Source organism: Streptomyces sp. NPDC006259, assembly GCF_042870975.1.
In the GTDB taxonomy this organism is placed as follows: Bacteria; Actinomycetota; Actinomycetes; order Streptomycetales; family Streptomycetaceae; genus Streptomyces.
The window spans coordinates 637,841-662,179 of record NZ_JBIAHY010000001.1; the positions used below are offsets into that span (position 1 = coordinate 637,841).

A 24,339-nucleotide genomic window follows, 5' to 3' on the forward strand; every position below is an offset into this window, starting at 1 on the left:
CCTTCCGGTCGGTGTCGGTCCGTGTCAGCGGGTGGTGAACGGGTGGCCGAGGGTGGTCCGCGTGACCATCCGGTTGTGGTCGTACCGGTTCTCGCCGCCGACCAGGACGGCGCCGTAGCGCTCCAGCGAGACGGTGCCGCCGTACTCCTCGATCTGCTCGGTGTCGGGGTAGACCCGCACCGAGGTCGGCACGTACCGGCCGGCGAAGCCCAGGCGCATCTCGTCGGTCTTGCCGCTGTGCGGCCAGGAGGCGTGCATCAGGGTCGACCAGAACATGATCGCCTCGCCCGGGCGCATCACCATCGACACCGCCTGCGACTCGTCGGGCTTGAAGTCGGGGTCGACCTGCAGCTCGCGGTAGTCGTAGCCGAAGAAGCCGCGGCGGATGCCGCCCTTGTCCACCTGGTTGATGGAGTCCGGGGTGTAGTGCATCTTCTTGGTCTCGTCGTAGTTCATCCGGGTGTGGGTGCCGGGGATGAACTGCAGACAGCCGTTGTCCTCGTTCGCCTCGGTGAACGCCGTCCACACGGTGATGGTGCCGCCGAAGTCCTTGTGCTCGTCGGGCCACAGGATCTGCGGCTCGCCGGAGGCGTTGGCGAAGGTGTCGGCCTGGTGCCAGTCGGTGCCCTCGTCGCCCGGGTACTTCGGGAAGAACTCGCTGCGCCAGCACAGCACGTCGGGCCCGAGCACGCCGGCCACCCGGCCGACGATCTCCGGCCGGCAGATGTGATCCGCGAGGAACTGCGAGTCCAGGTGCCGGTCGTAGTTGGAGATGTTGGTGTTGCCGGACTGCGCCGCCTCGTCCTGGTAGACCGCGTTGCTGCGGTCCATCAGCCTCAGCCGCTCGACCCGCCAGCGGCGCTGCATCTCCTCGATCTCGTACACCTTGAACGGGCCGAAGTAGCCGCGCTCGTGGAAGCTCGCACGCTCCTCGGGCGTCAGCGTGAATTCGCCGGTCACCTCGGGCACGGTGGTGCTCCTCTCTTCGTTCACTTCGGGTCCTGCGCGTCCACGCAGGCGGACAGGTGGCGGACGGTCGCCGCGTCGAGTTCCGCGCCGGTCAGCGACAGCTTCCAGCGCCGGTTGACGGAGGCGATCACCCGCATGAACGCCAGCGAGGTGGCGCCGTGCTCGAACAGGTCGTCGTCGAGGCCGATGCCCGGCCGGGCCAGCACCTCGGTGACGATCGCGTCGACCTGGCGTTGGGTGGGCGTCAGTTCCGCGCCGCCGCCCGCCGGGCCGGCCAGGGCCTGCCGGTGCCGCAGGGTGGGCAGGGCCGAGCGGTCGACCTTGCCCTGCGCGGTGGTCGGCACCTCGGTGATCAGCCGGTACGCGGAGGGCCGCATGTGCTCGGGCAGCGTGTTCGCGGCCCGGGCGGACACCTCGGCGACCAGCCGGCCGAGCGCCTCGTCGTCGATCTCGGCGTCGGGCGGCGGCACCAGGTAGGCCGTCAGGCGGACGTCGCCCTCGCCGTGGTCCTGCGGGACGACGATCGCCGAGGCCAGCCGCGGGTCGTCGGCGAGCAGCGCCTCGATCTCACCGGGCTCGATCCGGAATCCGCGGATCTTGATCTGGTCGTCGACCCGGCCGGCGTACAGGTACGCGCCGTCGGCGGTGCGCACCGCGCGGTCGCCCGAGCGGTACAGGCGCACCACGTCCGCGCCGGTGCCGACGGTGCGGAAGCGCTCGGCGGTCAGCTCGGGGCGGCGGTGGTAGCCGCGGGCCACGCCGGTGCCGCCGACGTACAGCTCGCCGGGGGTGCCGTCGGCGACCGGGCTGCCGTCCTCGTCGAGCAGGTGCAGGGTGACCTCGGGCAGCGGGTGCCCGATCGGGCTGACGCCGGGCTCGTCGAGGTCGGCCCGGGTGATCGCACGGGCCGTCACATGGACCGTGGTCTCGGTGATGCCGTACATGTTGACCAGGGCGGGCCGGTCGTCGCCGTAGCGGGCGAACCAGGGCTCCAGCAGCTTCACGTCCAGGCGCTCGCCGCCGAACACCACCAGGCGCAGCGCGGGCAGCGTCGCGGTGGAGGCGCCCACCAGGCGGCGGAAGGCGGACGGGGTCTGGTTGAGCACCGTGACGCCCTCGTCCGCGAGCAGCTTGTGCAGCAGCTCCGGGGAGCGGACGGTCTCGGTGCCGGCCACCACCAGGCGGCCGCCGTGCAGCAGCGCGCCCCACAGCTCCCAGACCGAGAAGTCGAAGCTGATCGAGTGGAACAGCGTCCACACGTCGTCAGCGCGGTAGCCGACCAGCTCGGCGGTCTGCTCGAACAGCCGTACCACGTTGCGGTGTTCGACCAGCACGCCCTTGGGAACGCCGGTCGACCCGGAGGTGTAGATGACGTACGCGAGGTCGCTCTCCCGGGACTCCTCGGCAGCGGCGGGCACGGCCGGCGCGGCCGGCGCGGCCGGCACCTCGGTGTCGCGGTCGAGCCAGACCACCGGGGCCGCGCAGTCCGTGAGGCGCTCGGCGACCCGGGACACCGAGACCACCGCGCGGACCTGGCTGTCGTCGAGCAGGAAGGCGACCCGGTCGGCAGGGTAGGCCGGGTCGACGGGCACGTACGCGGCCCCCGCCTTGAGAATGCCGAGCAGGCCGACCACCAGGTCGGCACTGCGGTCGACGCACAGGCCGATCAGCCGGTCGGGGCCGGCGCCGCCCGCCCGCAGCCGGGCGGCCACCGCGTCGGCCTCGGCGTTCAGCTCGCGATAGGTGAGGGCGCGGTCCGCCCCGCTCACCGCCACGCGGTCCGGCGTCCTGGCGGCCTGGTCTTCGAAGAGTTGGTGCAGCGTCTTGCCGGAAACCATGGCGGATCTCCCATCCGGTACGGGTTCGCGGGGCGGGCGGCCGAAAGCCCGCGGGGACGGTCAGTCCTGGGCGGCGGCGATCTTGGTGGCGTACATGCCCCAGTGCTGCGGGGTCAGGGCCAGGTCCTGCAAGCTGCCCTGGACGAACATCCGCTCCCAGCCACCGCCGCCCTTCTCCGCCGGGATCCACTGCTTGGTGAACACCTCGCGCGCGGCCGGCATGGTGCGCGCCCGAAGGCCCATCAGGTTGTAGTAGGAGGTCAGCTTCCGCAGGTGGATGAACCAGTGGATCCGGTCGGACAGGCCGAACGCCTCCTCGTAGAGGAAGATGGTCGCCTCGCCGCCCAGCGAGGCGTTCCAGCTCTCGGTCAGCGCGCGGGCGAACTCCCGTCCCTCGGCCCGGAACTCGTACTTCAGCTCGCCGGTGCGGTGCATGATGATGCCGGAGTTCGCGGAGTGCAGCAGCTCATCGGGCTTCTGCGAGGTCTGGTGCTCCGCGGTCGGCACCACGAAGCGGTCCACGCCACCGTCGTCGACCACCGAGGACAGCTCGGTGTCGGCCGTGCCGTACATCCCGAAGCTCTGCGGGATCAGCACCGTCTCCTTCAGGCCGCCGTCCAGGAACATCCGGTCCCAGGAACCTCCGCCGCGCTCCTCCGGGATGCGGTTGCGGAACATCACCTCGCGCCAGCCCTCGTCCTGGGAACCCATCCTGACGAGGGTCTCGTACGCCTCCAGGGAGCGCATGTGCAGAAGCCAGTGCAGGGTGTCCTTGGTCCCGAAGGTCTCCTCGTAGACGAAGGTGGTCGCCACGCCGACGTACTGGGTGTTCAGGTACTCGGACAGCTCACGGGCGAACTGCCTGCCCTCCGAGCGGAATTCGGCCCGCAGTTGCCCGACGCGCTCGACCACGACACCGGCGTTCGCCGAGTGCAGGATATCCGTGACCGGAAGGGACGTCTGCTGCTGCGCGACCGGGGTGGAGAATTCGGAATCGGCCTTCTCGGTCATGAAAGGACTCCTTGGCGAATGGTTCGAATTTCTTCTTCCCGCAGCACAATTAGGTCATTTATTCGGAGAACTGCGCAGCTCACTATTGAGCAGGCCGGCGATTCATCGGCCCAGTGAGGCGAAACGGTCTCGGAGGACCTGGGCCGCGCCGGCCATCAACGCCTCGGCGACGGCGTCGACATGGCGGTCGCGCCAGTCGGCGAGCGCGGTCCCGGCGGCGAAGCGGTTGAACGCACCGATCGCCGGGCCGGTGTGGATCTGGTAGTTGACGCGCTCGGCCGGGTCGCCGCGCATCGCCGTCCGGGTGCTGTGCACGAAGTACCAGCGGAACACCAGCGCCATCCGGTGCTTGGGGTCCTGCTCGGCCCGCTCGACCTCCTGCGGACGGCCGACCCGCAGGTAGTACTCGCGGGTCTCCTTCCAGACCTGCTCGAGGTCGCGGCGGAACCAGCCCTCCTCGATCGTCCGCCGCAGTTTGGCGTCGATCGACTCCAGGCCGTCGTACTGCCGGTACACCTGGTACAGCTTGTTGGCGCGGGCCGCGAACAGCGTGCCGCGCCCCAGCACCTGCACCCGCGCCCCGATCTCGAACATGTCACCGGCCGGCGCGTACCCGGTGTCCTGGACGTCGGCCTGCGCCAGCAGGTCCTTCACCGTGTCGGACGTCCCGGCCTGCGGGGTGCACTGGTTGACCGAGCCGGTGACCACGAAGTCCGCGCCCAGCACGAACGCCGCCGCCAGGCCCTCCGGGGCGCCGAGGCCGCCCGCCGCGCCGATCCGGATGCCGTCGGGGTAGCCGCGCTCGGCCACGATCCGGTCCCGCAGGCCCGTCATCGCGGGCATCAGGGTGTACGCCACCGCCGCGTCGGTGTGCCCGCCCGAGTCGGCCTCCGCGCACACCTCCCCCGCCAGCGGCAGCGCGCGGCCCGCCTCGGCCTCCGCGGCGCTCAGCAGTCCGTCGGCGAGCAGCGACCGCACCAGCGCCTCCGGCGCGGGCTCCATGAACGCCGTCGCCACCTCCGGCCGGGACACCTTGGCCAGCAGCCGGTTCGGCGCAACGGCCCGGCCCGCGCCGTTCCGGTGCGCCCCGCTCAGCCGGTACAGCACCAGAGCCCGGGTCGGCCGGGTGAAGCCCGACGCCTCGACGAACCGCACCCCGTGCCGCAGGAACAGGCGCACGGTGGACTCCTCCAGCTCCGGGTCGTGCAGCGCGTGCAGCAGGTTCATCCCGAAGCCGCCGTCCGCGCCCAGCTCGCCGCGGAGCGTGGCGATCGCCGCCTCGATCCGCTCGGTGCGCAGTCCGCCGGTCCCGAAGTAGCCGAGCAGCCCCGCCCGCGCCATCCTGGCCACCAGTTCGGTGGAGGCGATGCCCTTGTACATCGACCCGGCCAGGTACGCGTAGCGCACCCCGTAGTCGGCCCGGAACGCCGCCGAGCCCAGCCGCTCCGGGGTCAGTGCGGTCGTACCGTCGGCGGAACGCCCGGACACCGGGGGCGCCGAGCCCGCGGCCGCGCCGACCCTGGACGGGGAAGGCGCCAGTACGGCGGCCGGGGCCGGAGCGGGCACGGCAGGTGCCGCCCGCCCGGCGGCGGACGCCCCGTCCGCGGCTCCCGCGGCCGCCGCGGGTCCCGAAGCCGCCGCGGGTCCCGAGGCCGCCGCGGGTCCCGAAGCGCCGCCCGCGGCGGCCCGCGGCTCCGGCGCCGGCCCGTTCGTCGCGTCCTTCACCGCCGCGTCCTTCACCGCCGCGTCCCACAGCCCCGTCAGCACCCGACCCGGGCCCTGTTCGGCGACCCGGTGGACGCCCCGCGCCAGCAGATGGCGCATGCTCTCGGACCAGCGGACCGCGCTGTGCACCTGGGCGGCCAGCAGCCGGCCGACCTCGCCGGGGCGGTAGGGCCGGGCGGTGACGTTGGCGATCACCGGGATACGGGGGTCGCGCAACGCGAAGCCGTCCAGGAAGGCGGCGAACTCGCGGGCGGCGTCGGCCATGTGACGGGAGTGGAAGGCGGCGCTGACCCGCAGCGGGACGCAGCGGCCCGCGCCCGCGGCGGTGACGGCCCCGGCGGCGCGGCGCAGCGACTCGGCGGGGCCGGAGAGCACCACCTGTTCGGCGGAGTTGAGGTTGGCCAGGTCGACGTCGTCGACGCCGGCCTGGGCGAGCAGGTCGGCGATCCGGGCGACGCCGGGGCCGATCACGGCGGTCATCGCGCCGCCGGTGGCCCGGCCCATCAGTTCGCCGCGGCGGGCCACCAGGGCGAGTCCGGTCTCGAAGTCGAAGGCGTCGGCGGCGAGCAGCGCGTTGTACTCGCCGAGGCTGTGCCCGGCGAGGTAGTCGGGGGCGGGTTCGCGGGCCGCGTACGCGCGCCGGGTCAGCTCGTTGACGACGAACAGGGCGGGTTGCAGGTAGCGGGTGTCGGTGAGCCGCCCGCCGGAGTCGTCGAGGCAGAGTTCGCGCACCGAGAAGCCGAGGATCCGGTCGGCGGCGGCCATCGCGTCCGGGTAGCGGTCGAACAGGTCACGGCCCATGCCGCGGCGCTGCGCGCCCTGGCCGGGAAAGAGCCACGCGGTCCGCTGCATCACGAGCCGCCCTCCCACGGGAAGCGCTGCCGTTCGGCGAAGTCCGCGATCCGGCGGCCGACGCCGTCGGAGGACATCAGCCGGGCGAACTCGTCGACCGCGGTGCGCTCGACCTCCGGCGTGATGATCCACATCTTCGCGAAGTAGCGCTTCAGGTCGCCGACCGTGGCGCCCTCCACCTTCATGACCCGGTAGGCGAGTCTGCGGAGCGCCGGCTGGAGCGGGTCGGCCAGCTGGTCGACCAGGCCGGACAGCAGTGCCTGATCGGCCGTCACCGGCAGGGTGCTCAGGCTCATCGCGTACGCCTTCTGGAAGCCGGTGCGCCGGATCAGGAACGGGGCGACGCTGCACGGCAGCAGGCCCCACAGCGCCTCGGGCAGGCTGAACGTGGTGCGGGGCGTGGCGAGCACGAAGTCGCTGGCGGCGACCAGGCCGACGCCGCCGCCGGCCACCCGGCCGTCGACGGTGGCGACCACCACCCGGGGGGTGAGGGTGAGGCGTTTCAACAGGCCGAGGAAGTCGGCGCCGCCCTGCGCCGCCCGCTCCCGGTCGGGGCGGCCCTCGGCGGCCGCCCCGAGCAGGTCCATGCCGGTGCAGAACACGCCGTCGCCCCCGGTCAGCACCACCACCCGGCAGTCCGGGTCGGCCTCGGCCGTGTCGAGCGCCGCGTGCAGTTCCCGGATCATGGCGGTGTCGATGCTGTTGTGCGCGTCCGGGCGGTCGAGGGCGACGGTGAGGACGCCCGGCGCCGCGGAGAGTCGAATCGTGCGGTGCCCCGTGCTCAGGTCCATCTGCTCAGCTCCATCGATAGCGCCGGTGGAAGTTCTCGATCCGGTCCAGCACCAGCAGTTCCCTGCCGTGCAGCGCCGGGTCGTAGACGTCCGCGTACCGCGACACGTCGAGGACCGCGTCCTGCACGCCGGGGGCCCCCTCGGCGGTGTGCTTCGCCAGCCGGTCGTGGTCGGCGACGGCGAGCCGGTGCCGCGCGTCCAGGCGCTCGGCGGTCCGGTACGGGGCGAGCACGGCGGGCGCCCCGGTGCCGACCACGCCGCTGTAGAACTCCGAGGCGCAGCCCGACCCGTAGGAGAAGAGGCCGACCCGGCGCGGCTCGCGGAAGTCGCCGTGCTCGATCAGCGAGAGCAGGGCGACGAACAGGCCGGCCGCGTAGGTGTTGCCGATCCGGGCCGGGTTGACCAACGAGGCGGCCATCCGGGTCCGGAAGTCGGCCTCGATGGCGTCCGGGGACATCCGCCTGACCCGGCGCATCAGATGCCGGTGGGCGCCCTTGACCATCCCGCCGAACGGGGTGTGGAAGGCCAGGTGGTCGAAGGAATCGACGATGTCGGCCCCCGCGACCGTCTCCCGGTAGTCGGCGAAGGAGCGCTCCAGGCACTCCAGGTACGCCAGCAGCGAGAGGTCGGAGTCGCCGGCCGCCAGGTCGGGGCGCGGGCGGCAGGTGTCCATCACCTCGTAGCTGTAGAGGCCGGCCGCGCCGGGGTCGAGGTCGAGGACCTCGGGTTCCGGGCCGAGCAGCAGGGCGGCCGCGCCGGCGCCGTGGGACGGCTCCCAGTACGGCATGCCGACCACCGAGCCACCCGCGTCGGCGGCGATCACCAGCGCACGGGCCCGCGGGCGGGGGCTGCCCGCCAGCAGGCCGAGCGCGGTGCGCAGTGCCGCGGTGCCGCCGTAACAGGCGTGCTTGACCTCGAAGGAGCGGCAGCGCCTGGCGAGGCCGAGGTAGTGGTGCACGTAGGTGCTGATCGGTTTGCCGAAGTCCAGGCCGGACTCGGTGCCGACGATCACCGCCTCGATGCTGTCGCGCTGCTCCCCGGTGAGCCGGTCGAGGATCGGCCTGGCCGCGTTCACGGCGTTGGTGACCGGGTCCTCGCACGGCAGGTTGACCGACTTCTGCACCATCATCAGGTTGTCGAAGCGGCCCAGGTCCAGTCCGCGTGCGTGGAACAGCTCCCTGACGTCCAGGGCGGCCCGCCCGACATAGGCGTTGGCCGCCTCAACTCCGACGGCCATGCAGCGGCGCCCAGAGGGTGTCGGTCATCGTGCCGTCGAGCACCGTGCGGTGCCAGCCGCCGCCGCCCTTGCTGTCGGCGACGACCTGGGAGGCCATCAGGCGGCGCAGCTCCGGGTCGCTCTCCTGGAGGGCCATCAGCTCGTGGTAGGCGTCCGGGGAGGCGAGGTGGATCAGCAGGTGCAGGCGGTCCTGCTGGCCCCACATCTCCTCGTAGAGGAAGGCGGTGGCTCGGCCGACCATCGCCTCGGAGACGTATCCGGCCCAGTCGAACCAGAACTTCCGGGCCTCCTCGCGCAGCGCGTACCGGACCTGGAGGCGGCGGTGCACGGTGAGCGGGGTGTTCACGGAGTGCAGCAACTGTTCGGGAGCGAGCCGGGACTGGTAGCGGGCCGGCGGCTGGAAGGTGTCCAGCGGGTGGTCGTCGTCCTCGTCGTGGTGGCTCAGGCCGTGCTGCGGGCAGATGATCGTCTCGGTCATCGAGCCCTCGACGAACATCCGCTCCCAGTTGCCGCCGCCCTTGGTGGGCAGCCGGTCGTCGGCGGACACCTCGGCCCACTTCTGCGAGTGGTCGACCATGTCGAGCATCCGCCGGTAGTCGCTGGGCTCCTTCAGGTGCAGCAGCCAGTGCAGCCGGCTCTGCGTCCCGAACAGCTCCTCGAAGGCGAAGATCGAGACATAGCCGACCTGGGCGTTGTTGATCAGGTCGACCAGGTCCGCGGAGAAGGACATGCCTTCCTCGCGGAACTCGTTCTTCAGCTGCCCGACCCGGTGGATGAGGAATCCCGCGTCGGCAGAATTCAGCAGTTTGTCCAACGGCACCGTGGTCTGGTGGAACGCCGGCCTGATCCTGGGTTGCGTGCTGGAATTCACTGCGGCCGTCACGTTGTCCGCCTCCTTTTCCACGGAAATCAATCCATGTCTCCTACAACACAACCGGATCACATTAAGAGCGCGCAGCGGATTCCTGCTGCTCAATTCTGCGCAGGGTCGGTCGGCACCGAGGCACGGTCCGACCAGGCGGCGAGTTCGACGGCCCGCAGGTGCTCCTCGGAGCGGTGCTCGACCTTCGCCATGGTCCAGCGCAGGGCGGGCGCGGCCATCATCGAGGTGAGCACGGCGACCAGCACGACGATCGAGTACATCGCCGGGCTGATCACGCCGAGCCGCAGGCCGATGGTCGCCACCACCACCTCGACCGCGCCACGGGCGTTGAGTCCGGCGCCCAGCGCCAAGCCCTCCCAGTGCGTCAGCCGGCCGAACCGGGCGCCGAGGTAGGCACCGGCGAACTTGCCGGCGACAGCGAGCCCCAGCACGACCGCGGCGGCGGCCAGCGTCCGGGGGTCGCCCAGCACCGTCAGATCCATCTTCAGGCCCGCCCCGGCCAGGAAGATCGGGGCGAACACCGAGAGCGTGACGGTCCGCAGCGGGGCCAGCCGCACCGCGGTCTCCCGGGACGGCGAACTGAGCAGGCAGCCGACCGCGAACGCACCGAGCGCCGACTCCAGGCCCAGCGACTGGCTGCCGGCCGCGGCGGCCAGGATCGCCACCACGGTGATCGCGATCACCGGCCCGGAGCCCTCGGCCTTCTCGGCCCGCCCCAGCGCCCCGCGCAGCAGCGGTCGGGCGGCGATCACCACGGCCAGGAACAGCAGCAGGCTCCCGACGCCGGCGGCGATGTGACCGGCCGTCAGCACGCTCACCGTCATGGTGGAGACCAGCGACAGCAGTATCCAGGCGACCACGTCCCCGCCGGCCGCCGCGGCCAGCGTCAACTGGCCGATGTCGCGGTGCAGCATGCCCAGGTCGGTCAGTGTCTTGGCGATCACCGGGATCGCGCTGACGCCCATCACCACGCCGATCAGCAGCGCGAACGAGGAGCGGTCGGCGTGCGGGCCGAGCAGCCGGCCGGGCAGCAGCAGGCCGGTGGCGATGCCCAGGCCGAGCGGCAGCAACAGCGCCGCGGTGCTGATCGAGATCACGGTACGGGGGCGGCGGCGCAGCATCCGCAGGTCCAGGTGCGCGCTGGACACCCCGATGAACAGCAGTACGCCGAACATGCTGACCGCGTCCAGCAGTTGGGTCTGTGACGGGTCGGCCGGCCACATCCAGGCGAACCCCGCCGGCGAGAGGTGTCCGAGCACCGTCGGACCGAGCAGCACACCACTGAGCAGTTCGCCCACCACGCCCGGCAGGCCCACCCGGCGGGCCAGTTGGCCCATGCCGGAGCCGACGAGCAGCAGGGCCGCCAGTTGCATCAGGAACAGCAGGGTCTGATGCTCGCTCATGTTCGACCTTCTCCCGTGGGGCGTCCTCCGGAGCCCCAAGGGTTGGCATCACGACGATGCCCAGCTACTCAGAATTGAGCATCGGCCTGCAGCCGGCCCTCGATGTAGTCGCCGAGCCGCTGGATGTCGACGGCCAGCGAGCCGTGCACCATGCCGACCAGCCCCGTTTCCCGGAAGCGCTTGAGGAACAGTCCGACCCGGGAGCGGGTGGTGCCGACCATCTCGGCGAGTTCCTCCTGGGTGATGCGGGGCGGGATCACCACCAGTCGGCCGCGGCGCCTGCCTATCTGCTGGGAGAGCAGCAGCAGTCGGGCCGCCAGGCGGCGCTCGCACTCCAACGTCACCATGTCGACGATGATCTTCTGCTGTTCGATCACCCGCTCACCGAGGTGCCGCACGTACTCCGGCAGCAGCCCCGCCTCGGCGAGCACCGAGAGGAATCTGTCGCACGGGATCTGGCGCAGCGTCGCCGGTTCCAGCGCGACCGCGGTGTCGGAGCGCTCGCTTCCGAGCAGCCCCAGTTCGCCCAGGACGTCGCCCGCCCCGGAGATGGAGAGCAGACATCGCTTGCCGCTCCCGGTGATCATCAGCGTCTTCACCTGACCGGTCTCGATCACGTATATGTGCCGGTCCTGGCCGCCTTCCATGTACACGTGTGCCAGCCGGGGCACCGTCAGGGTCGGGGTGTCGTGCAGCCGCGTGGCGCACAGCGCGCGCAGTTTGGTGCGGAAGCGGGCCGAGTCGGTGTCGGCCGGCTCGGCGGCACGCTGCGCGGGGACCGCGGTGCTGGTCGAACGGGTCCGGTGGTACTCCAGTGTTGCCCTCATCTTCAACCTCGAATCGCCTAGAAAACGGCACAGACGCGTCCGCCGGCCCGGGCAGCCCGGCCCGGCGAAGGCGTCGGAATGGTGTCTGAGATGGCCACGATGTGCGGATAAGCGCGGTGCGGGGGCAAGCATAGGAAAAGATCCGGCCAACACCAATGCCCTGGCCACCATTGGACGCATGCGTGCCGAACCGGCCGTGGCGGGCACCCCGCCGACTTCACACGATGCTCAATCCAGCGCAGAAACGCCCCGGTTCGGCCGGTTAGGTTCGGGACGCTCGGGCGTACCCGCCGGAACGAGCCGACCTGCCAAGGAACGGAGATGCCCCGTGAATGACCGGTCATCACAGCCCGGCGCACCGTCCGGTTCCGAGGAACCGAAGGTCCTGCCGACCGGACCGCGGGTCGACCCCTACGCGCTGTACTCCGACATGCGCGCCGAGGGCGTCGTCCACACCATCCGCGAACCCAACGGCCTCCACCGCCGGCTCGTGCTGCGCTACGCCGAGGCCCGCGACGTCATGAACGACTCCCGCTTCGCCAAGGACCCGGGCCTGGCCTGGGACCAGCTGCGCGAGGCCGGCTACGTCAAGGGCGAGCGCGACAACCGCGCCGACTACCTCTACCACCTGGTCAACACCGACCCGCCGGACCACACCCGGCTGCGCAAGCTGATCAGCAAGGCGTTCACCAATCGCCGGATGGAGGCGATGCGCCCGCGCGTGCGGGAGATCGCCGAGCAGCTGCTCGACGGCCTCGCCGGGCAGCGGACCGTCGACCTGATCGAGAGCTACGCGCACCCGCTGGCCACCACCGTCATCTGCGAGATCCTCGGCGTGCCGAACGCCGACCGGGAGAACTTCCGGATCTGGGCCACCGCCATGCTCACCGCCCCGGACGCGGTGGTCGACGGCGCGCTCACCCCGCAGGAGGGCTACGCGGCGATGCAGTCCTTCTTCACCGAGCTGCTGGCCCGTCGCCGCGAGGAACTGAAGGACCTCGCGGAGACCGACGTGGACACCAGCGACCAGCAGCCCGATGTGATCACCGGCTTGATCGTCGCCCGCGACGAGGGCAACCGGCTCACCGAGATCGAGGTGGTCTCCACCGCGATGCTGCTGCTCAGCGCCGGCCAGGAACCGACCGTCAACCTGATCGCCAACGGCACCCTCACGCTGTTCGACAACCCGGAGCAGTTCGCCCTGCTGCGGGCCAAGCCCGACCTGGTCGCCTCGGCCGTGGAGGAGTTCCTCCGCTACGACCCGCCGGTGGAGTTGTCCACCATGCGGGTCTCCACCGAGGACGTCGAGGTGGCCGGCACCGTGATCCCGGCCGGCAGCGTGGTCACCGTCTCCATCGCCTCGACCAGCCGCGACGAGCGGCAGTTCGACAACCCCGACCAGCTGGACATCACCCGAACCGACAACCCGCACCTGGCGTTCGGCTTCGGCCTGCACCACTGCCTCGGCGCCCCGCTCGCCCGGCTCGAGGGGCAGGAGGCGATCGCGGCACTGGTCGACCGCTACCCGAACATCTCGCTCGCCGGCACCCGGGACGACCTGCGCTGGCGCCCCACCCGGATCATGCGCGGCCTGGTCGAGCTGCCGGTCGAGTTGGGCCCGCGGGCCTGACCCGCACCGGATGGCAGAGCGAGGGCTCCGGCCCGGCACGCGCGAGGCCCATGTGTGGACCGCGCGCGTGCCCGACTCGGAGCGCGACGCCGCGGTCCGGGCGGGGCTGGCGCTGCTCGCGCCGGCCGAGCACGACCGGCTGGCCCGCTTCCGCTTCGCCCGGGACCGTGCCCAGTACGCGGTGGGGCACGCCCTGCTGCGCGCGGCGCTGACCCGGTGCCACCCCGAGATCGCGCCGCGCCGATGGGAGTTCCGCACCACCTGGCACGGCCGTCCGGAACTCGCCGGCCGCACCGCTGAGACCGGGCTGAGATTCAACCTCTCCCACACTCCCGGCGCGGCCGTCTGCGTGGTGACCCGCGGGACCGACTGCGGCATCGACGTCGAGGAGAGCGCCCCGCACCGCACCCGACGACTGCCGGGAGTGCTCGCCCCCGCCGAGGCCGCCGCGCTCGCCGGGCTGCCCACCAGCGGGCAGGCCGACGCCCTCCTTCGGTACTGGACCCTGAAGGAGGCCTACACCAAGGCCCTCGGCCTCGGTCTCGCCCACCCGTTCGACCGCTGCGACTTCGGCGCGCTGCCCGACACCGGGACGATCACGATGGCCGCCGACGCCGCGGGCCAGTGGCAGTTCCACCAGTGGCGGCCGGGCTCCGGCCACATCGCCGCGCTCGCCCTGCGCCGCGGCGCGGGCGCCGCCGGACTGGTGGTGGTCCACCACGGCGACGCCCCTGCCGGCCCCCCTCAGACCCTCGCCACGTAGCGCGCCAACCGGGTCTCGTGCACCGTCAGTTGGGCCGTGCCGCTGTGGACCAGCAGCCCGTCGTCGGAGAACCGCTTCAGGAAGAACCCCACCCGGGAACGCGTGGTCCCCACCATTTCCGAGAGTTCCTCGTGTGTGATCCGCCGTTCCATTCTCAGCTCGGGACCCTGCCGCCGGCCGACCTTCCGAGCGAGACCGAGAAGGGTCACCGCGAGCCGCTGCTCGCAGTTCATGGTCACCATGTTGGCGATCAACTGCTGCTGCTCCGACAGCTGCTCGATCAAGTGCAGGGCGAACTCCTCGGCGTTCTCCAGATCTTGCAGAACCGCCGCCACATGCGCCGCCGACAATTTCCGCAGGACGCTCCGCTTCATCGCCGTCGCGGTCTCCGCACGCATTCCCTGAAGAATTCCCAGCTCACCGAAGAAATCCCCCTCCACACATATGGAGAGCAGGCATCTCTTCCCATCCGGAGAGCCCGAAACAATCTTGACCTGACCCTCCTCGACCAGGTACAGGCTGTTGTCCGACTGCCCGCTGGAATACACGTTCTCGCCGCGCACCAGCCGCACCACCGGGGCCGATCTGCCACTCCCCACCATTCTGTCCCGCAGAGTCTCCCATAACGACATGGACGTGGAGACGAACATATACTTCCCCCTTGCATACGGTTGCCTCGCACATTGATCAAACCGGGTTTCGGTAAAGAATTAATTCGAAAACCCGTTCCATAGTTGCCCTCCGCGACCCGGCCAAAAACCTCGCCACAGGTCTCCGGCCACCCGCCCGACCCGGCCCAATCACCGGCCTGATCACCGGTCCGATCACCGGTCCGATCACCGACCCGATCACCGGCCGAAAGAGGAGCAGCCGGCAGCCACTGCCGCCCGGCACGCTGTCGACCTCGGCCCGGGCGCCACCCCCACCGGGGAGGACGGTCCCGCACGGTCGAGCCCGGGGATCGCCGCTGCGCGACATGGGCCTGACGCACCGCCGACCGGGCGCGCCCTTCTGCTCGCCCTTACCGCGGACGCCCGGCTCGGCCCGGCGCTCCTCACCCGGCGGCACCTCCCGGGGCATCGCCCTTCGAGGAGTGGGAGCTGTCGCGCGAGTGCGGAGGCCGAAGCTTCGCCGGCTCCCGGGCCGCCGCTCGAACTGGTCCGTCCTGTCGGCGAGTTGCGTGGCCAAGGCCACGATCGGCGCGCCCCGAAGGGCGATCACCACACCGGTTCACCGAGCCCGACGGTCCGACCACGGGCGAGCACGACCCGCACGTCACGCGCCATCGGCTCCCGCCCGGGCAAGGCAAGCGAGGTCCCAGGCCATCCCGATGAGCACGGTGGGCCGGACCCGGGCGCTGCCGCCGGCACTGCGCCGGCGGGGCCTCGGAGTCCGGAGCAGGGATCGGGCCGGGGCGTTCCTCGTCGGGGTAAGGGTTATGCCCTGGCCTTCGGTACCGGGTGCACGGTCATCGGGACCGCGCTGGCCCTCATGATGCCCTTGCACACCTCCCGGACCGGGGGGCCGGGTACCGGCCGGAGTTCGAAGCGGGGCAGCACGGTGGCCAGCACGAAGGCCATCGTCAGGTTGGCCATCGATTCTCCGGCGCACAGGCGGGTACCCGCGCCGAAGGGCATGAACAGCTCGCGGCGGGGCAGTTGGGGGTGCCCTGGCGACCACCGGTCGGGGTTGAAGGTGGTGGGATCGGAGAACGCGGCCGGGTCGCGGTGCAGGGCGGTGATGCTGATCAGCAGTTCGGCCTCGGCGGGGAAGGCGAAGCCGCCGACCTGTACGGGTCGGGTGGTGCGCCGCATGTCCATCCAGCCGGGGCTGCGTAGTCGCAGGGTCTCGTTGATGACCTGGCGGGTGTAGGCCAGCCGGTTCAGGTCGCGCATGGTGATGTCCCGCCCCTCCAGCACCTGGGCGAACTCCTCGCGCAGCCGCTGGGCGGCCGTGGGGTGCTGAGCGATCTCGTGGAGGGCCCAGCCCAGGGCGTGTCCGGAGCTGTCGCCGCCGGCGATCAGCATGGAGAGCACCTCGTCGCGCAATTCGCCCGGGCTCATGGGCTGGCCGTCCACGTCCCGGGCGGCCACCATGCTGGACAGGATGTCGCCGTGGTCCTGGGGGTCGGTCAGGTACCGGTTGATGATCGAGGTCAGCGCCGCTTCGAGCCGGTCCCGCGCCCGGATGAAGCGCCGGTTGGCCGGGGTGGGCAGCTTGTCCACCAGGTCACTGGGGACCACGCTACGGATGCCGACGCCGGCGATGAAGTCGGCGATGGTGTCCCGGACGGTCTCGGCGTCGCCGGCCACCTTGTCCGAGGAGAACAGGGCGGTGTTGATCAGCGCGTTGGCCAGGGTGTCCATCTCCTGGGCCATGTCCAGGACGGTACCGGGCTGCCAGGTGTCGACCTGCGCTTTGATGCCGGCCAGCAGCGCGCCCACGTCGTACCCGGGGTTCTCGTGGGTGAACGCCTGCTGGACCATCCGGCGCTGGCGCAGGTGGAAGGCGCCGTCGGAGCTGCCGAGTCCATTGCCGACCAGTGGGCGCACCTTGGTGAAGAACCGCCCCCGGGCGAAGGTGTCACCGCTGTCGCCGAGTATTTCGCGGGCCATGGAGTGGTCGTTGATGAGGAAGGTGGGAGTGCGCCCCATGCGCAGCCGCAGCACGGGTGCCTCGGCACGGACCCGCTCGAAGAAGGCCAGCCTCCGGACCGCCACGGCCGGCCTGTGCCCGGCAAGCGGAACGCTGCCTGACGCGACCGGCACGGAACTGACAACCTGATCCCCCGACATAAGCTCGCTCCCGTCGTCTTTTCCCACTGGAACAGGAGGTACTCACCCAACGCCTCGCCTCAACCGGCGGGCCGTCCAAGTGCGTTGCGATGCTAGCTCGGGCCGGTGACCGCGGGCGCTCAGAATTGAGCAGTGGCACCGGAAGCCGGCGGCCGCGCCCGCAGGTCCGGCCGGACCGGGTGCCGATCGACGCCGGGGGCGCCGCCGCCCCGACCTACGCCCGGTGGCAGCGCCGGGCCGCCCTTGGAGAACTCAGCCAGGAGGGCGAGGTCCGGACAGTCGAGGGTGACTCCGTGGAAGCCGGTCAGTGCCGTCGATCCCGCCCGTCATCGATCAAGGACCCAGGCCGGACCGGCCGGGCACCGACAGGGCCACAGCCCGTCGCACGCCCGTTTTCCACAGATCTCGGCCGACCCCGCCGGTACCGGAGGGCCCCCTGCTCGGGCCCCCGTCCTGTGCTTGACTGACGCTCATGGCCCGAGACGAAGAGATCATCGAATTCGCATCGGCGGCGGAGCTGGAGGATTGGCTCTCCCGCAATTACGCCGCATCCGGCGGGTTCTGGCTGAAGCTCAAGAAGGACGCGGCGGGCAAGGACGCCCTGACCTACGCCCAGGCCCTCGACGTGGCACTGTGCTACGGCTGGATCGATGGCCAGAAGAACAAGCTCGACGACGCCCACTGGCTCCAGCGGTTCACGCCGCGGTCGGCCCGCAGCCGGTGGTCCAAGGTCAACCGGGAGAAGGTCGCCGCCCTCATCGAGCAGGGCCGGATGCAACCGCCGGGGATCGCCGAGGTCGAGCGGGCCAAGAAGGACGGGCGCTGGGAAGCGGCCTACGCGGGGGCCAAGACCGCCACCGTCCCGGACGACCTGGCGAAGGCACTGGAGGCCAACCCGGCAGCCGCCGAGTTCTTCGAGACCCTCGACAGCCAGAATCGCTACTCCATCCTCTACCGGGTGCAGGACGCCAAGAAGCCCGAGACCAGGGCCCGGCGCATCGAGAAGTACGTCGGCATGCTGGCCAACCAGGAGAAGATCCACAAGTGACCGCACGGCGGCACCCTGCCGCCCGGTCGGCTTGGCCGGCGCCCGGGTTCCCTGTCGCAGGCCGGTGACCTGGCAGCGCTCGCGGGACTAGGCTCCGGCGACCACCGCGCCGTCGGCCGGTACCGGGTCGAGGAGGTGCCGCCGGGGGCGTAGGCCGCCGGCCCTTCCTCGATCGCGCGGCAGCATCCCTCGATGCGCACGTCGCCGAGTTCGTGCACGGCGCGGTCGAGCGGCGGGCAACCGGTCGCCCTGACCGCGCCGGGCAGGCCTCAACGGCGCATCCGTCGGCTTCGGCGACCGGATGCGGAGGGTGGACACGGTGTCGGCGGGAAGCCCGCCCGGTCCAGCAGCAGACGCGTCACCCGGTCGCGTCGGTCGAGGTGACCCTGCGCGGGCGATGGCCCTGACCGTGTGCACGCGGCCCCGCGCCGGCAGCGCTGTGGTGAGCGGCTGTGGTGAGCGGTCGTCAGCGGTCGGTAGCGGAGGGTGTGGCGGTGAGGCCGGTCCTGGCGACTACGGGCGGACGATGGGCATGATCAGCTCGTCGACCACGGCCACCAGGTAGTCGTCGGGGACCGGGGCCGAGTCGCCGAGGAAGCGCTGCACCAGCATGGCGGGCCCGAGTTCGGCGACCAGCGGGCTGAGCCGGCCGGAACGGATCTCGCCGCGCCGCACCCCGCGCTCCAGGATGAGCTGGAAGACGTTCTGCCGGGGCTGGAAGACGCGCTCCTGCACCAGGCGGACCATGGGCCCGTCCCTGTCGATCTCGGCCAGCAGGCTCTGCATCGCGCGGCCGACCGGGGAGTTGAGGACCTCCGCCTTCTGGCGCATGTGCTCGACCAGGTCGTCCCGGACGTTGCCCTCGTCGGGCGCGTCCTCGGGTGCGGGCAGGGCGTAGTCGAGCGTGTCGACCACGAGTTCGGCCTTGCTGGGCCAGCGCCGGTAGAGCGCCGCCTTGCCCGTCCGGGCATCGGCCGCCACCCGGTCCATGGTCAGCCGGGCGTAGCCGACGGCCTCGAGCTGGGTGATCACCGCCGAGTAGATGGCGCGTTCCAGGTCCTCGCCCCGTCGGCGGCTGGCCGCCGCCTTCCTGGGCGAACCCTGGTCTCCGACCGCGGCGTCGGCAGCCAATCCGGCTCCGGACACGGCATCCCCACTTCCCGGACGGCCCGCCCAGCAGACCGCGTATGAACGATTGTGTTCCCTACTTGCCGCTGCTAGGCTAGCAAACAGTGAACGATGCAGTTCCTAAGCTTCCTCGACATTTCCCTGATAAGGCTACCAAATGGCTGTTAGCACCCCCGCAGTCGCAGCCCCGGCGAGCCCGCCCCGGCTAGCGCATCGCACCGGCCTCATGCTGGTTGTCATCGCCATGGCCCAGCTCATGGTAATCCTCGACGCCACCATCGTGAACGTAGCGCTTCCCAGCGTGCAGACGTCCCTGGGGTTCTCCACGCAGAACCTGTCGTGGGTGGTCAACGCCTACATCCTCGCGTTCGGCGGGCTGCTGCTGCTCGGCGGCCGGGTCGGTGACCTCCTCGGCCGCCGCCCGGCCTTCATCGGCGGAATCCTGCTGTTCACGCTCGGGTCCCTGCTCGGCGGCCTCGCCCAGAACTCCGGATGGCTGCTGGGCATGCGCGTCATCCAGGGCGCCGGGGCCGCCATCGTCGTACCGACGGTGCTGTCCCTGATCGCCACCGGCTTCCCGACCGAGCGGGAGCGCAACCGGGCGTTCGCGGTGTTCGCCGGCGTATCGGGCGCGGGTGGCGCGATCGGCCTGGTGGCAGGCGGGTTGCTCACCGAGTGGGCCTCCTGGCGCTGGGTCCTGCTGGTCAACGTGCCCATCGGCGTCGCCCTGGCCCTGGCCGCACCGCTGTTCATCGGCAAGACGCCGCGGAGCGAGGGCCGGTTCGACGTCGGCGGCGCCATCACTTCCACCGTGGGCGTCGCCCTGCTCGTGTACGGCTTCATCCACGCCTCCGACAGCGGCTGGCGGGAGGCCACCACGATCGGCTCGTTCATCGGGGCCGTGGTCCTGCTGGTGGCGTTCGTCTTCATCGAGAGCCGCACCCGGCAGCCGATCATCCCGTTGCGTCTGTTCGCCAGCCGCAACCGCGCGGGCATCTACGCCCTCGGGGTGGCGATGATGGGTTCCCTGATCGGGATGTTCTTCTTCCTGACCCTCTTCTTCCAGAACGTGCTGGGCTACAGCCCGCTCAAGACCGGCCTGGCCTTCCTGCCGCTCAGCGTGTCGATCATCGTCGTCTCCGGCGTGATGATGCAGCTCATCCCCAAGATCGGACAACGTCTGCCGCTGGTGGCCGGGACGCTCCTGATCACGGGCGCGCTCGTCTGGCTGACGGCCATCTCCGCCGACAGCACCTACCTCAGCGACCTGCTCGGTCCCATGCTGCTGTACGGGTTCGGGGCGGGCATGGTGTTCATGCCGATGACCATGGTCGGCGTGTCCGACGTGGAGATGCAGGACACGGGGGCCGCTTCCGGCCTGCTCAACGCGACGCAGCAGATGGGCGGCTCGCTGAGCCTGGCCGTCATCATCACCGTGTACGGCGCGGCGACGAACGGGGCGACGGGCGACGCGGCGCACGTCCTGTCCAAGGGCGCCTCGGCCGGCTTCTGGGTCGCGGTGGCGTTCACGGTCGTCGCGTTCGCCCTGGTGGTCCTCCTCGTCCGGCCCGCCGCGAACGCGCCCATGCCGGGGATGATGCCCGGCATGGACGCCGGCACGGCGGACGCGGAGTCCGACCTCTCGGCGGACGGCTCGCCGTCGGCTCCGCAAGCCAAGAACCTGGAGTAGCCGCCGGAAGGAACCGGCTGAGGGGGCGGGTCCACGGACCCGCCCCCTCAGCCGATTCCGAGCTGCCGCTCGGCGACCGACCGGAACGATGATCCGACCGACGGCGCGCTTGGCCCGCTCGGCGAGCCAGCGCGCGAAGGACCCCGAGCAAGCCACAGGCCGAGATAAGAGGCCCACTGGCAGACGAGTCGGGCTGTACGCCGGGTTCTGTGCCCCGGGACCTCGCGGTCGTCGGGGCGACGGCCATCCATCTAGGACCGGCGTTGCCGCCGGTCTCGTGCGGTCTACCCGCGGACTCGGGCGGGCAGCCCTCGAACGTCCGCGCAGAGTCGCCTTCTACAGCGGCTCCTTTTGACCTTGCTCCGGGTGGGGTTTACCTAGCCGCCTGAGTCACCTCAGGCGCTGGTGGTCTCTTACACCACCGTTTCACCCTTACCCGGCGCCGGAGCGCCGGGCGGTCTGTTTTCTGTGGCACTTTCCCGCGGGTCACCCCGGGTGGCCGTTAGCCATCACCCTGCCCTGTGGAGCCCGGACGTTCCTCGGGAAGCCCCTGGGGGCTTCACGCGGCCGTCCGCCCGGCTCGTCTGCCGTGTCGACCATGGTACCGGGCGTCGGGTCAGAGGAAGTCCGCGGTCTCCAGGTCGAAGGCGAAGGGCTCGGGCAGGGGGAGCGGCTTGCCGAAGGACAAGGTGGAGCGTTTGCGGTAGTCGACCTGGGCCGGATCGCTGAGAAGCGTGACCTCGGACGATTCGCGGTCCACCAGGAGGTGGAGCGGGATGCCGGCACGGGCGTGGCAGCGGCGTTTGACCTCGCGGTCGGCCTTCGGCTTGGTGGAGGTCACTTCCAGAACCATGACGACGCCCTGGCAGGGCATCCAAGGTGCGGCGCCTCGGTAGAGCCTCAGGACCTCGGGAGCGAACGTCCCGTCCGGGATCACGTGGTCCTTGGGGCAGCCCTCCGCTTTCTCGAGCTTCAGTCCCTTGTTCCCGGAGAACTGCATGGCGGTCCGGGACCGTCTGATCACCTGGCTCACGATGAGCCCGATGCAGTCCTCGTGATCCCCGTCCGACGGCGGCGTCACAACGATCTCCCCCTCGACAAGCTCCGCCCGGAAGCCTTCCGGGGTGTCCAGGGCGAGAAAGCCCTCCAGCAGGACTTCCTCCTGCGTGAGCGGCTCGTGGGCCATGGCAGTCATGTCACGCCCCTCCTTCGGTCGCTCGCCGGACTCGGGCATCGCCGGATCACCTGTCCGTGAGATCGGGAACCGTTCCCTCGATCGTGGCACAGGATCATCACCACCGTAGGGACAGCGCCACTTGACCCTGCCGCGGACGTCGACGTCCGTACTGGTGACGGCGTTCGCGCGACACCTCCTCCAGGCGCTCAAGCGGGTGCGAAACGCACCTTCGGCGGCGCCGGGTCGGCCTGGGTGAGGCGGACGCGGAGGCGTTCGCCCAGGCGCAGGGGGTTGCCCTCAATGCGGCCGATGACCGCCGGGGACTCCAGTTGGACGGTGCCGACGGTCGGGTGGCGGTCGTCGACGTCGACGACGCAGCCGTCGAAGACCTCACCGATCCGGTCCTTCAGGAGGGCGGCCTCCACGACGTCGACGCAGGCGCGTTCGACGGCGCCCGCGCGCCGGCCGCCGGCGGCCATCTCGCCGGGCAGGGCGTCGAGCGCGGCGAGCACCCATGGGGGTGGGTCCGTGCCGGCGACGGCCGCGAGGCACAGCTCGGTGGCGTACCGGTCGGCGAGGCGGCGGAGCGGGGCCGTGCAGTGGGTGTAGGGGGCGGCGACGGCGGCGTGGCTGGTGATCTCGGGCAGGGCTCCGTCGCGGAAGACGGTGTAGCCGGCGCCGCGCAGCAGGGTTGTGCACTCCTGGAGGAAGGCCGCGTGCCGGGGCAGGTGCGGGTCGAGGGTGCGGATGAGCTGGGCGTACGACACGTGGTGGGGCCAGTCGATGCGCAGGGCGCGCGCGGTGTGCCGGAGCCGGCCCACGGCGCCGTCGGGGGCGGCCGGGAGGGTGCGCAGCACCCCGGTGCCGTGGGTGAGCATCAGGTCGGCGGCGGCCATGCCGGTCAGGAGGGAGAGCTGGGCGTTCCAGCCTTCGGCGGGCAGCGGGGCGCGGAAGGCGAGTTCGTAGGTGTGGTCCTGCTCGACGATCTCCTGCTCGGGCACGTCGAGGGAGATCCCGCCCCGGTCGGCCTCCAGCCGTTGGCGGAGCTGTCCGACGGTTCTGAGAAGCGCGAGGGGTTCCTCGGCGGTGCCGTCGTCGATCTGTCGCTGCACGCGCGCGTAGTCGAGTTTGGCGCGGCTGCGGACGAGGGCGCGGCGGACGTCGACGGCGACGGTACGGCCGTCGGCGTCGAGGTCGACGGTCCACAGCGCGGCCGGGCGCGGCCCGTCGGGCAGCAGGCTCGCGGCGCCCTCGCCGAGCGCCGGCGGATGCAGCGGCACCTTCCCGTCGGGGAAGTAGAGGGTGTTCACCCTGCGGTGCGCCTCGGCGTCCAGTGGCCCGCCGGGTACGACGAAGGCGGCGACGTCGGCGATGGCGTACCGCACGCGGTAGCCGGTGCCCTGCCGGGACAGGTGCAGGGCCTGGTCGAGGTCGGTGGAGGTGGGCGGGTCGACGGTGACGAAGGGGATGTCGGTGGCGTCGTACGCCGGCAGGGCGGGGGCTCCGGCGGCGCGGTCCGCCTCCGCGAGCACCTCGGGCGGGAAGCTCGCGGGCACGCCGAGTTCCGTGCGCAAGGCGGCGAGGGCGGCCCGCAGCGGTGCTTCGGGGGCGCCGGTCACGCGGATGTGGCGGCGGGGCATAGGGCGAGCGTAGGGCGGGGGCGGGTGGTCGGCACCCCGTACGCTGGCTCGGAGCCCTGTCCGAAGGAGAAACGCGCGTGCTCGTCCTGTTGCCCCCGTCCGAAGGAAAGGCCGCCTCCGGCCGCGGCGCCCCGCTGAAACCGGAGTCGCTGTCGCTGCCCGGACTCGCCGCCGCGCGTGAGGCCGTGCTGCGCGAGCTGGTCGAGCTGTGCGCCGGGGACGAGGAGAAGGCGCGCGAGGTGCTCGGCCTGAGCGAGGGGCTGCGCGGCGAGATCGCGAAGAACACCGAGTTGCTGACGGCGGGCACCCGGCCGGCCGGCGAGATCTACACGGGCGTGCTGTACGACGCCCTCGGCCTGGCCTCGCTCGACGCGGCCGCCAAGCGTCGGGCGGCCCGTTCGCTGCTGGTGTTCTCGGGGCTGTGGGGTGCCGTCCGGGTGACGGACCGCATTCCGTCGTACCGCTGCTCGATGGGGGTGCGGCTGCCGAGGCTGGGGGCGTTGGGCGCGCACTGGCGGGCGCCGATGGCGGAGGTGCTGCCGGAGGCGGCCGGGGACGGGCTGGTGCTGGACCTGCGGTCGGCGGCGTACGCGGCGGCGTGGAAGCCGAAGGGGGAGGTCGCCGCGCGGACGGCGAGCGTGCGGGTGCTGCACGCGCCGACCCGGAAGGTGGTCAGCCACTTCAACAAGGCGACGAAGGGCCGGATCGTGCGGAGTCTGCTGACGGCGGGCATCGTCCCGAAGGGCCCCGCCGCCCTGGTGGTGGCCTTGCGGGACCTCGGCTACACGGTGGAGGAGCAGGCGCCGGCACGGGCCGGGGCGGTGTGGACGCTCGACGTTCTGGTGGACGAGGTTCACTGACCCCTACCGGCATAGCGTTGCATCCTGCGCAACGCTCTTTGCGCGCCGTGCACCTCACGGGCAGGATGAGGC

At 71.4% G+C, this 24,339-nt stretch carries 19 protein-coding genes and 1 other RNA gene; 5 read left to right on the plus strand and 15 right to left on the minus strand.

Going from position 1 to position 24,339, the window contains the following annotated elements:
- Positions 1-24: 24 nt before the first annotated feature.
- The 9 genes from ACFYO5_RS02655 to ACFYO5_RS02695 all read right to left on the minus strand — a co-directional run bounded on the left by ACFYO5_RS02655 (position 25) and on the right by ACFYO5_RS02695 (position 11,536).
- Positions 25-993, minus strand: coding sequence for a chlorinating enzyme (locus ACFYO5_RS02655; RefSeq protein ID WP_356559299.1), 969 nt, complete (start codon positions 991-993; stop codon positions 25-27).
- Positions 990-2,807, minus strand: coding sequence for an amino acid adenylation domain-containing protein (locus tag ACFYO5_RS02660; RefSeq protein ID WP_388703354.1), 1,818 nt, complete (start codon positions 2,805-2,807; stop codon positions 990-992). Before ACFYO5_RS02660 ends, ACFYO5_RS02655 begins: the two co-directional genes overlap by 4 nt.
- 60 nt (positions 2,808-2,867) lie before the next feature.
- A complete protein-coding gene (locus tag ACFYO5_RS02665; protein WP_356559303.1) occupies positions 2,868-3,818 on the minus strand; it encodes a DUF6039 family protein in 951 nt (316 codons plus the stop codon).
- Positions 3,819-3,920: 102 nt separating this feature from the next.
- Positions 3,921-6,395, minus strand: coding sequence for an ACP S-malonyltransferase (gene fabD, locus ACFYO5_RS02670; protein ID WP_388703357.1), 2,475 nt, complete (start codon positions 6,393-6,395; stop codon positions 3,921-3,923).
- Positions 6,395-7,186, minus strand: coding sequence for an enoyl-CoA hydratase-related protein (locus tag ACFYO5_RS02675; protein WP_388703360.1), 792 nt, complete (start codon positions 7,184-7,186; stop codon positions 6,395-6,397). Before ACFYO5_RS02675 ends, fabD begins: the two co-directional genes overlap by 1 nt.
- 4 nt (positions 7,187-7,190) lie before the next feature.
- Entirely contained in the window at positions 7,191-8,423 is a 1,233-nt protein-coding gene (locus tag ACFYO5_RS02680; RefSeq protein ID WP_388703363.1) for a hydroxymethylglutaryl-CoA synthase family protein, read from the minus strand.
- Positions 8,407-9,306 carry a DUF6039 family protein gene (locus ACFYO5_RS02685; protein WP_356559311.1) on the minus strand — a complete coding sequence of 300 codons (900 nt, stop codon included), beginning with the start codon at positions 9,304-9,306 and terminating at the stop codon, positions 8,407-8,409. The genes ACFYO5_RS02680 and ACFYO5_RS02685 overlap by 17 nt, the downstream gene beginning before the upstream one ends.
- 89 nt (positions 9,307-9,395) lie before the next feature.
- The gene (locus ACFYO5_RS02690) at positions 9,396-10,709 is read right to left on the minus strand and encodes a cation:proton antiporter (protein WP_388703366.1); all 1,314 of its coding nucleotides are present in this window, start codon (positions 10,707-10,709) and stop codon (positions 9,396-9,398) included.
- A gap of 68 nt (positions 10,710-10,777) precedes the next feature.
- Entirely contained in the window at positions 10,778-11,536 is a 759-nt protein-coding gene (locus tag ACFYO5_RS02695) for a Crp/Fnr family transcriptional regulator (RefSeq protein ID WP_388703369.1), read from the minus strand.
- A 328-nt stretch (positions 11,537-11,864) separates the two neighbouring features.
- Here ACFYO5_RS02695 and ACFYO5_RS02700 point away from each other — a divergent pair, with 328 nt between their 5' ends.
- Both ACFYO5_RS02700 and ACFYO5_RS02705 read left to right on the plus strand, forming a co-directional pair.
- Complete coding sequence (locus ACFYO5_RS02700; protein ID WP_388703372.1) at positions 11,865-13,166, plus strand: cytochrome P450; 1,302 nt, start codon at positions 11,865-11,867, stop codon at positions 13,164-13,166.
- 10 nt (positions 13,167-13,176) lie between these two features.
- Positions 13,177-13,929, plus strand: coding sequence for a 4'-phosphopantetheinyl transferase family protein (locus tag ACFYO5_RS02705; RefSeq protein ID WP_388703374.1), 753 nt, complete (start codon positions 13,177-13,179; stop codon positions 13,927-13,929).
- Here the strand turns inward: ACFYO5_RS02705 and ACFYO5_RS02710 are convergent.
- Both ACFYO5_RS02710 and ACFYO5_RS02715 read right to left on the minus strand, forming a co-directional pair.
- Positions 13,911-14,579: a Crp/Fnr family transcriptional regulator gene (locus ACFYO5_RS02710; protein ID WP_388703377.1), complete on the minus strand. Its 669-nt coding sequence runs from the start codon at positions 14,577-14,579 to the stop codon at positions 13,911-13,913. The genes ACFYO5_RS02705 and ACFYO5_RS02710 overlap by 19 nt on opposite strands.
- A 786-nt stretch (positions 14,580-15,365) precedes the next feature.
- Entirely contained in the window at positions 15,366-16,649 is a 1,284-nt protein-coding gene (locus tag ACFYO5_RS02715) for a cytochrome P450 (RefSeq protein ID WP_388703380.1), read from the minus strand.
- 547 nt (positions 16,650-17,196) lie between these two features.
- Here ACFYO5_RS02715 and ACFYO5_RS02720 point away from each other — a divergent pair.
- A complete protein-coding gene (locus ACFYO5_RS02720) occupies positions 17,197-17,772 on the plus strand; it encodes a YdeI family protein (protein ID WP_388703383.1) in 576 nt (191 codons plus the stop codon).
- Between the two features lie 513 nt (positions 17,773-18,285).
- Here ACFYO5_RS02720 and ACFYO5_RS02725 read toward each other — a convergent pair.
- Positions 18,286-18,903 carry a TetR/AcrR family transcriptional regulator gene (locus tag ACFYO5_RS02725; protein WP_356559327.1) on the minus strand — a complete coding sequence of 206 codons (618 nt, stop codon included), beginning with the start codon at positions 18,901-18,903 and terminating at the stop codon, positions 18,286-18,288.
- Between the two features lie 223 nt (positions 18,904-19,126).
- On the opposite strand from ACFYO5_RS02725, the gene ACFYO5_RS02730 reads away from it, so the two are divergent.
- Positions 19,127-20,590, plus strand: coding sequence for an MFS transporter (locus ACFYO5_RS02730; protein WP_388703387.1), 1,464 nt, complete (start codon positions 19,127-19,129; stop codon positions 20,588-20,590).
- 180 nt (positions 20,591-20,770) lie between these two features.
- On the opposite strand, the gene rnpB is transcribed toward ACFYO5_RS02730, so the two are convergent.
- From rnpB to ACFYO5_RS02745, 3 genes are all read right to left on the minus strand, one after another.
- Positions 20,771-21,173, minus strand: an RNA gene (gene rnpB / locus ACFYO5_RS02735) — RNase P RNA component class A.
- A gap of 33 nt (positions 21,174-21,206) precedes the next feature.
- Complete coding sequence (locus ACFYO5_RS02740; RefSeq protein ID WP_388703390.1) at positions 21,207-21,785, minus strand: Uma2 family endonuclease; 579 nt, start codon at positions 21,783-21,785, stop codon at positions 21,207-21,209.
- A 188-nt stretch (positions 21,786-21,973) separates the two neighbouring features.
- On the minus strand, positions 21,974-23,407 hold the full coding sequence (locus ACFYO5_RS02745) for an RNB domain-containing ribonuclease (protein WP_388703393.1): 1,434 nt from the start codon (positions 23,405-23,407) through the stop codon (positions 21,974-21,976).
- Positions 23,408-23,484: 77 nt separating this feature from the next.
- On the opposite strand from ACFYO5_RS02745, the gene yaaA reads away from it, so the two are divergent.
- The gene (gene yaaA / locus ACFYO5_RS02750; protein ID WP_388703396.1) at positions 23,485-24,267 is read left to right on the plus strand and encodes a peroxide stress protein YaaA; all 783 of its coding nucleotides are present in this window, start codon (positions 23,485-23,487) and stop codon (positions 24,265-24,267) included.
- Positions 24,268-24,339: the final 72 nt, after the last annotated feature.

Bases quoted from the DNA above. Each gene is read 5' to 3' on its own strand.
- ACFYO5_RS02660 (WP_388703354.1), bottom strand. From the start codon at position 2,807: ATGGTTTCCGGCAAGACGCTGCACCAACTCTTCGAAGACCAGGCCGCC.
- ACFYO5_RS02665 (WP_356559303.1), bottom strand. From the start codon at position 3,818: ATGACCGAGAAGGCCGATTCCGAATTCTCCACCCCGGTCGCGCAGCAG.
- fabD (WP_388703357.1), bottom strand. From the start codon at position 6,395: ATGCAGCGGACCGCGTGGCTCTTTCCCGGCCAGGGCGCGCAGCGCCGC.
- ACFYO5_RS02675 (WP_388703360.1), bottom strand. From the start codon at position 7,186: ATGGACCTGAGCACGGGGCACCGCACGATTCGACTCTCCGCGGCGCCG.
- ACFYO5_RS02680 (WP_388703363.1), bottom strand. From the start codon at position 8,423: ATGGCCGTCGGAGTTGAGGCGGCCAACGCCTATGTCGGGCGGGCCGCC.
- ACFYO5_RS02690 (WP_388703366.1), bottom strand. From the start codon at position 10,709: ATGAGCGAGCATCAGACCCTGCTGTTCCTGATGCAACTGGCGGCCCTG.
- ACFYO5_RS02695 (WP_388703369.1), bottom strand. From the start codon at position 11,536: ATGAGGGCAACACTGGAGTACCACCGGACCCGTTCGACCAGCACCGCG.
- ACFYO5_RS02705 (WP_388703374.1), top strand. From the start codon at position 13,177: ATGGCAGAGCGAGGGCTCCGGCCCGGCACGCGCGAGGCCCATGTGTGG.
- ACFYO5_RS02710 (WP_388703377.1), bottom strand. From the start codon at position 14,579: ATGTTCGTCTCCACGTCCATGTCGTTATGGGAGACTCTGCGGGACAGA.
- ACFYO5_RS02720 (WP_388703383.1), top strand. From the start codon at position 17,197: ATGGCCCGAGACGAAGAGATCATCGAATTCGCATCGGCGGCGGAGCTG.
- ACFYO5_RS02730 (WP_388703387.1), top strand. From the start codon at position 19,127: ATGCTGGTTGTCATCGCCATGGCCCAGCTCATGGTAATCCTCGACGCC.
- ACFYO5_RS02740 (WP_388703390.1), bottom strand. From the start codon at position 21,785: ATGACTGCCATGGCCCACGAGCCGCTCACGCAGGAGGAAGTCCTGCTG.
- ACFYO5_RS02745 (WP_388703393.1), bottom strand. From the start codon at position 23,407: ATGCCCCGCCGCCACATCCGCGTGACCGGCGCCCCCGAAGCACCGCTG.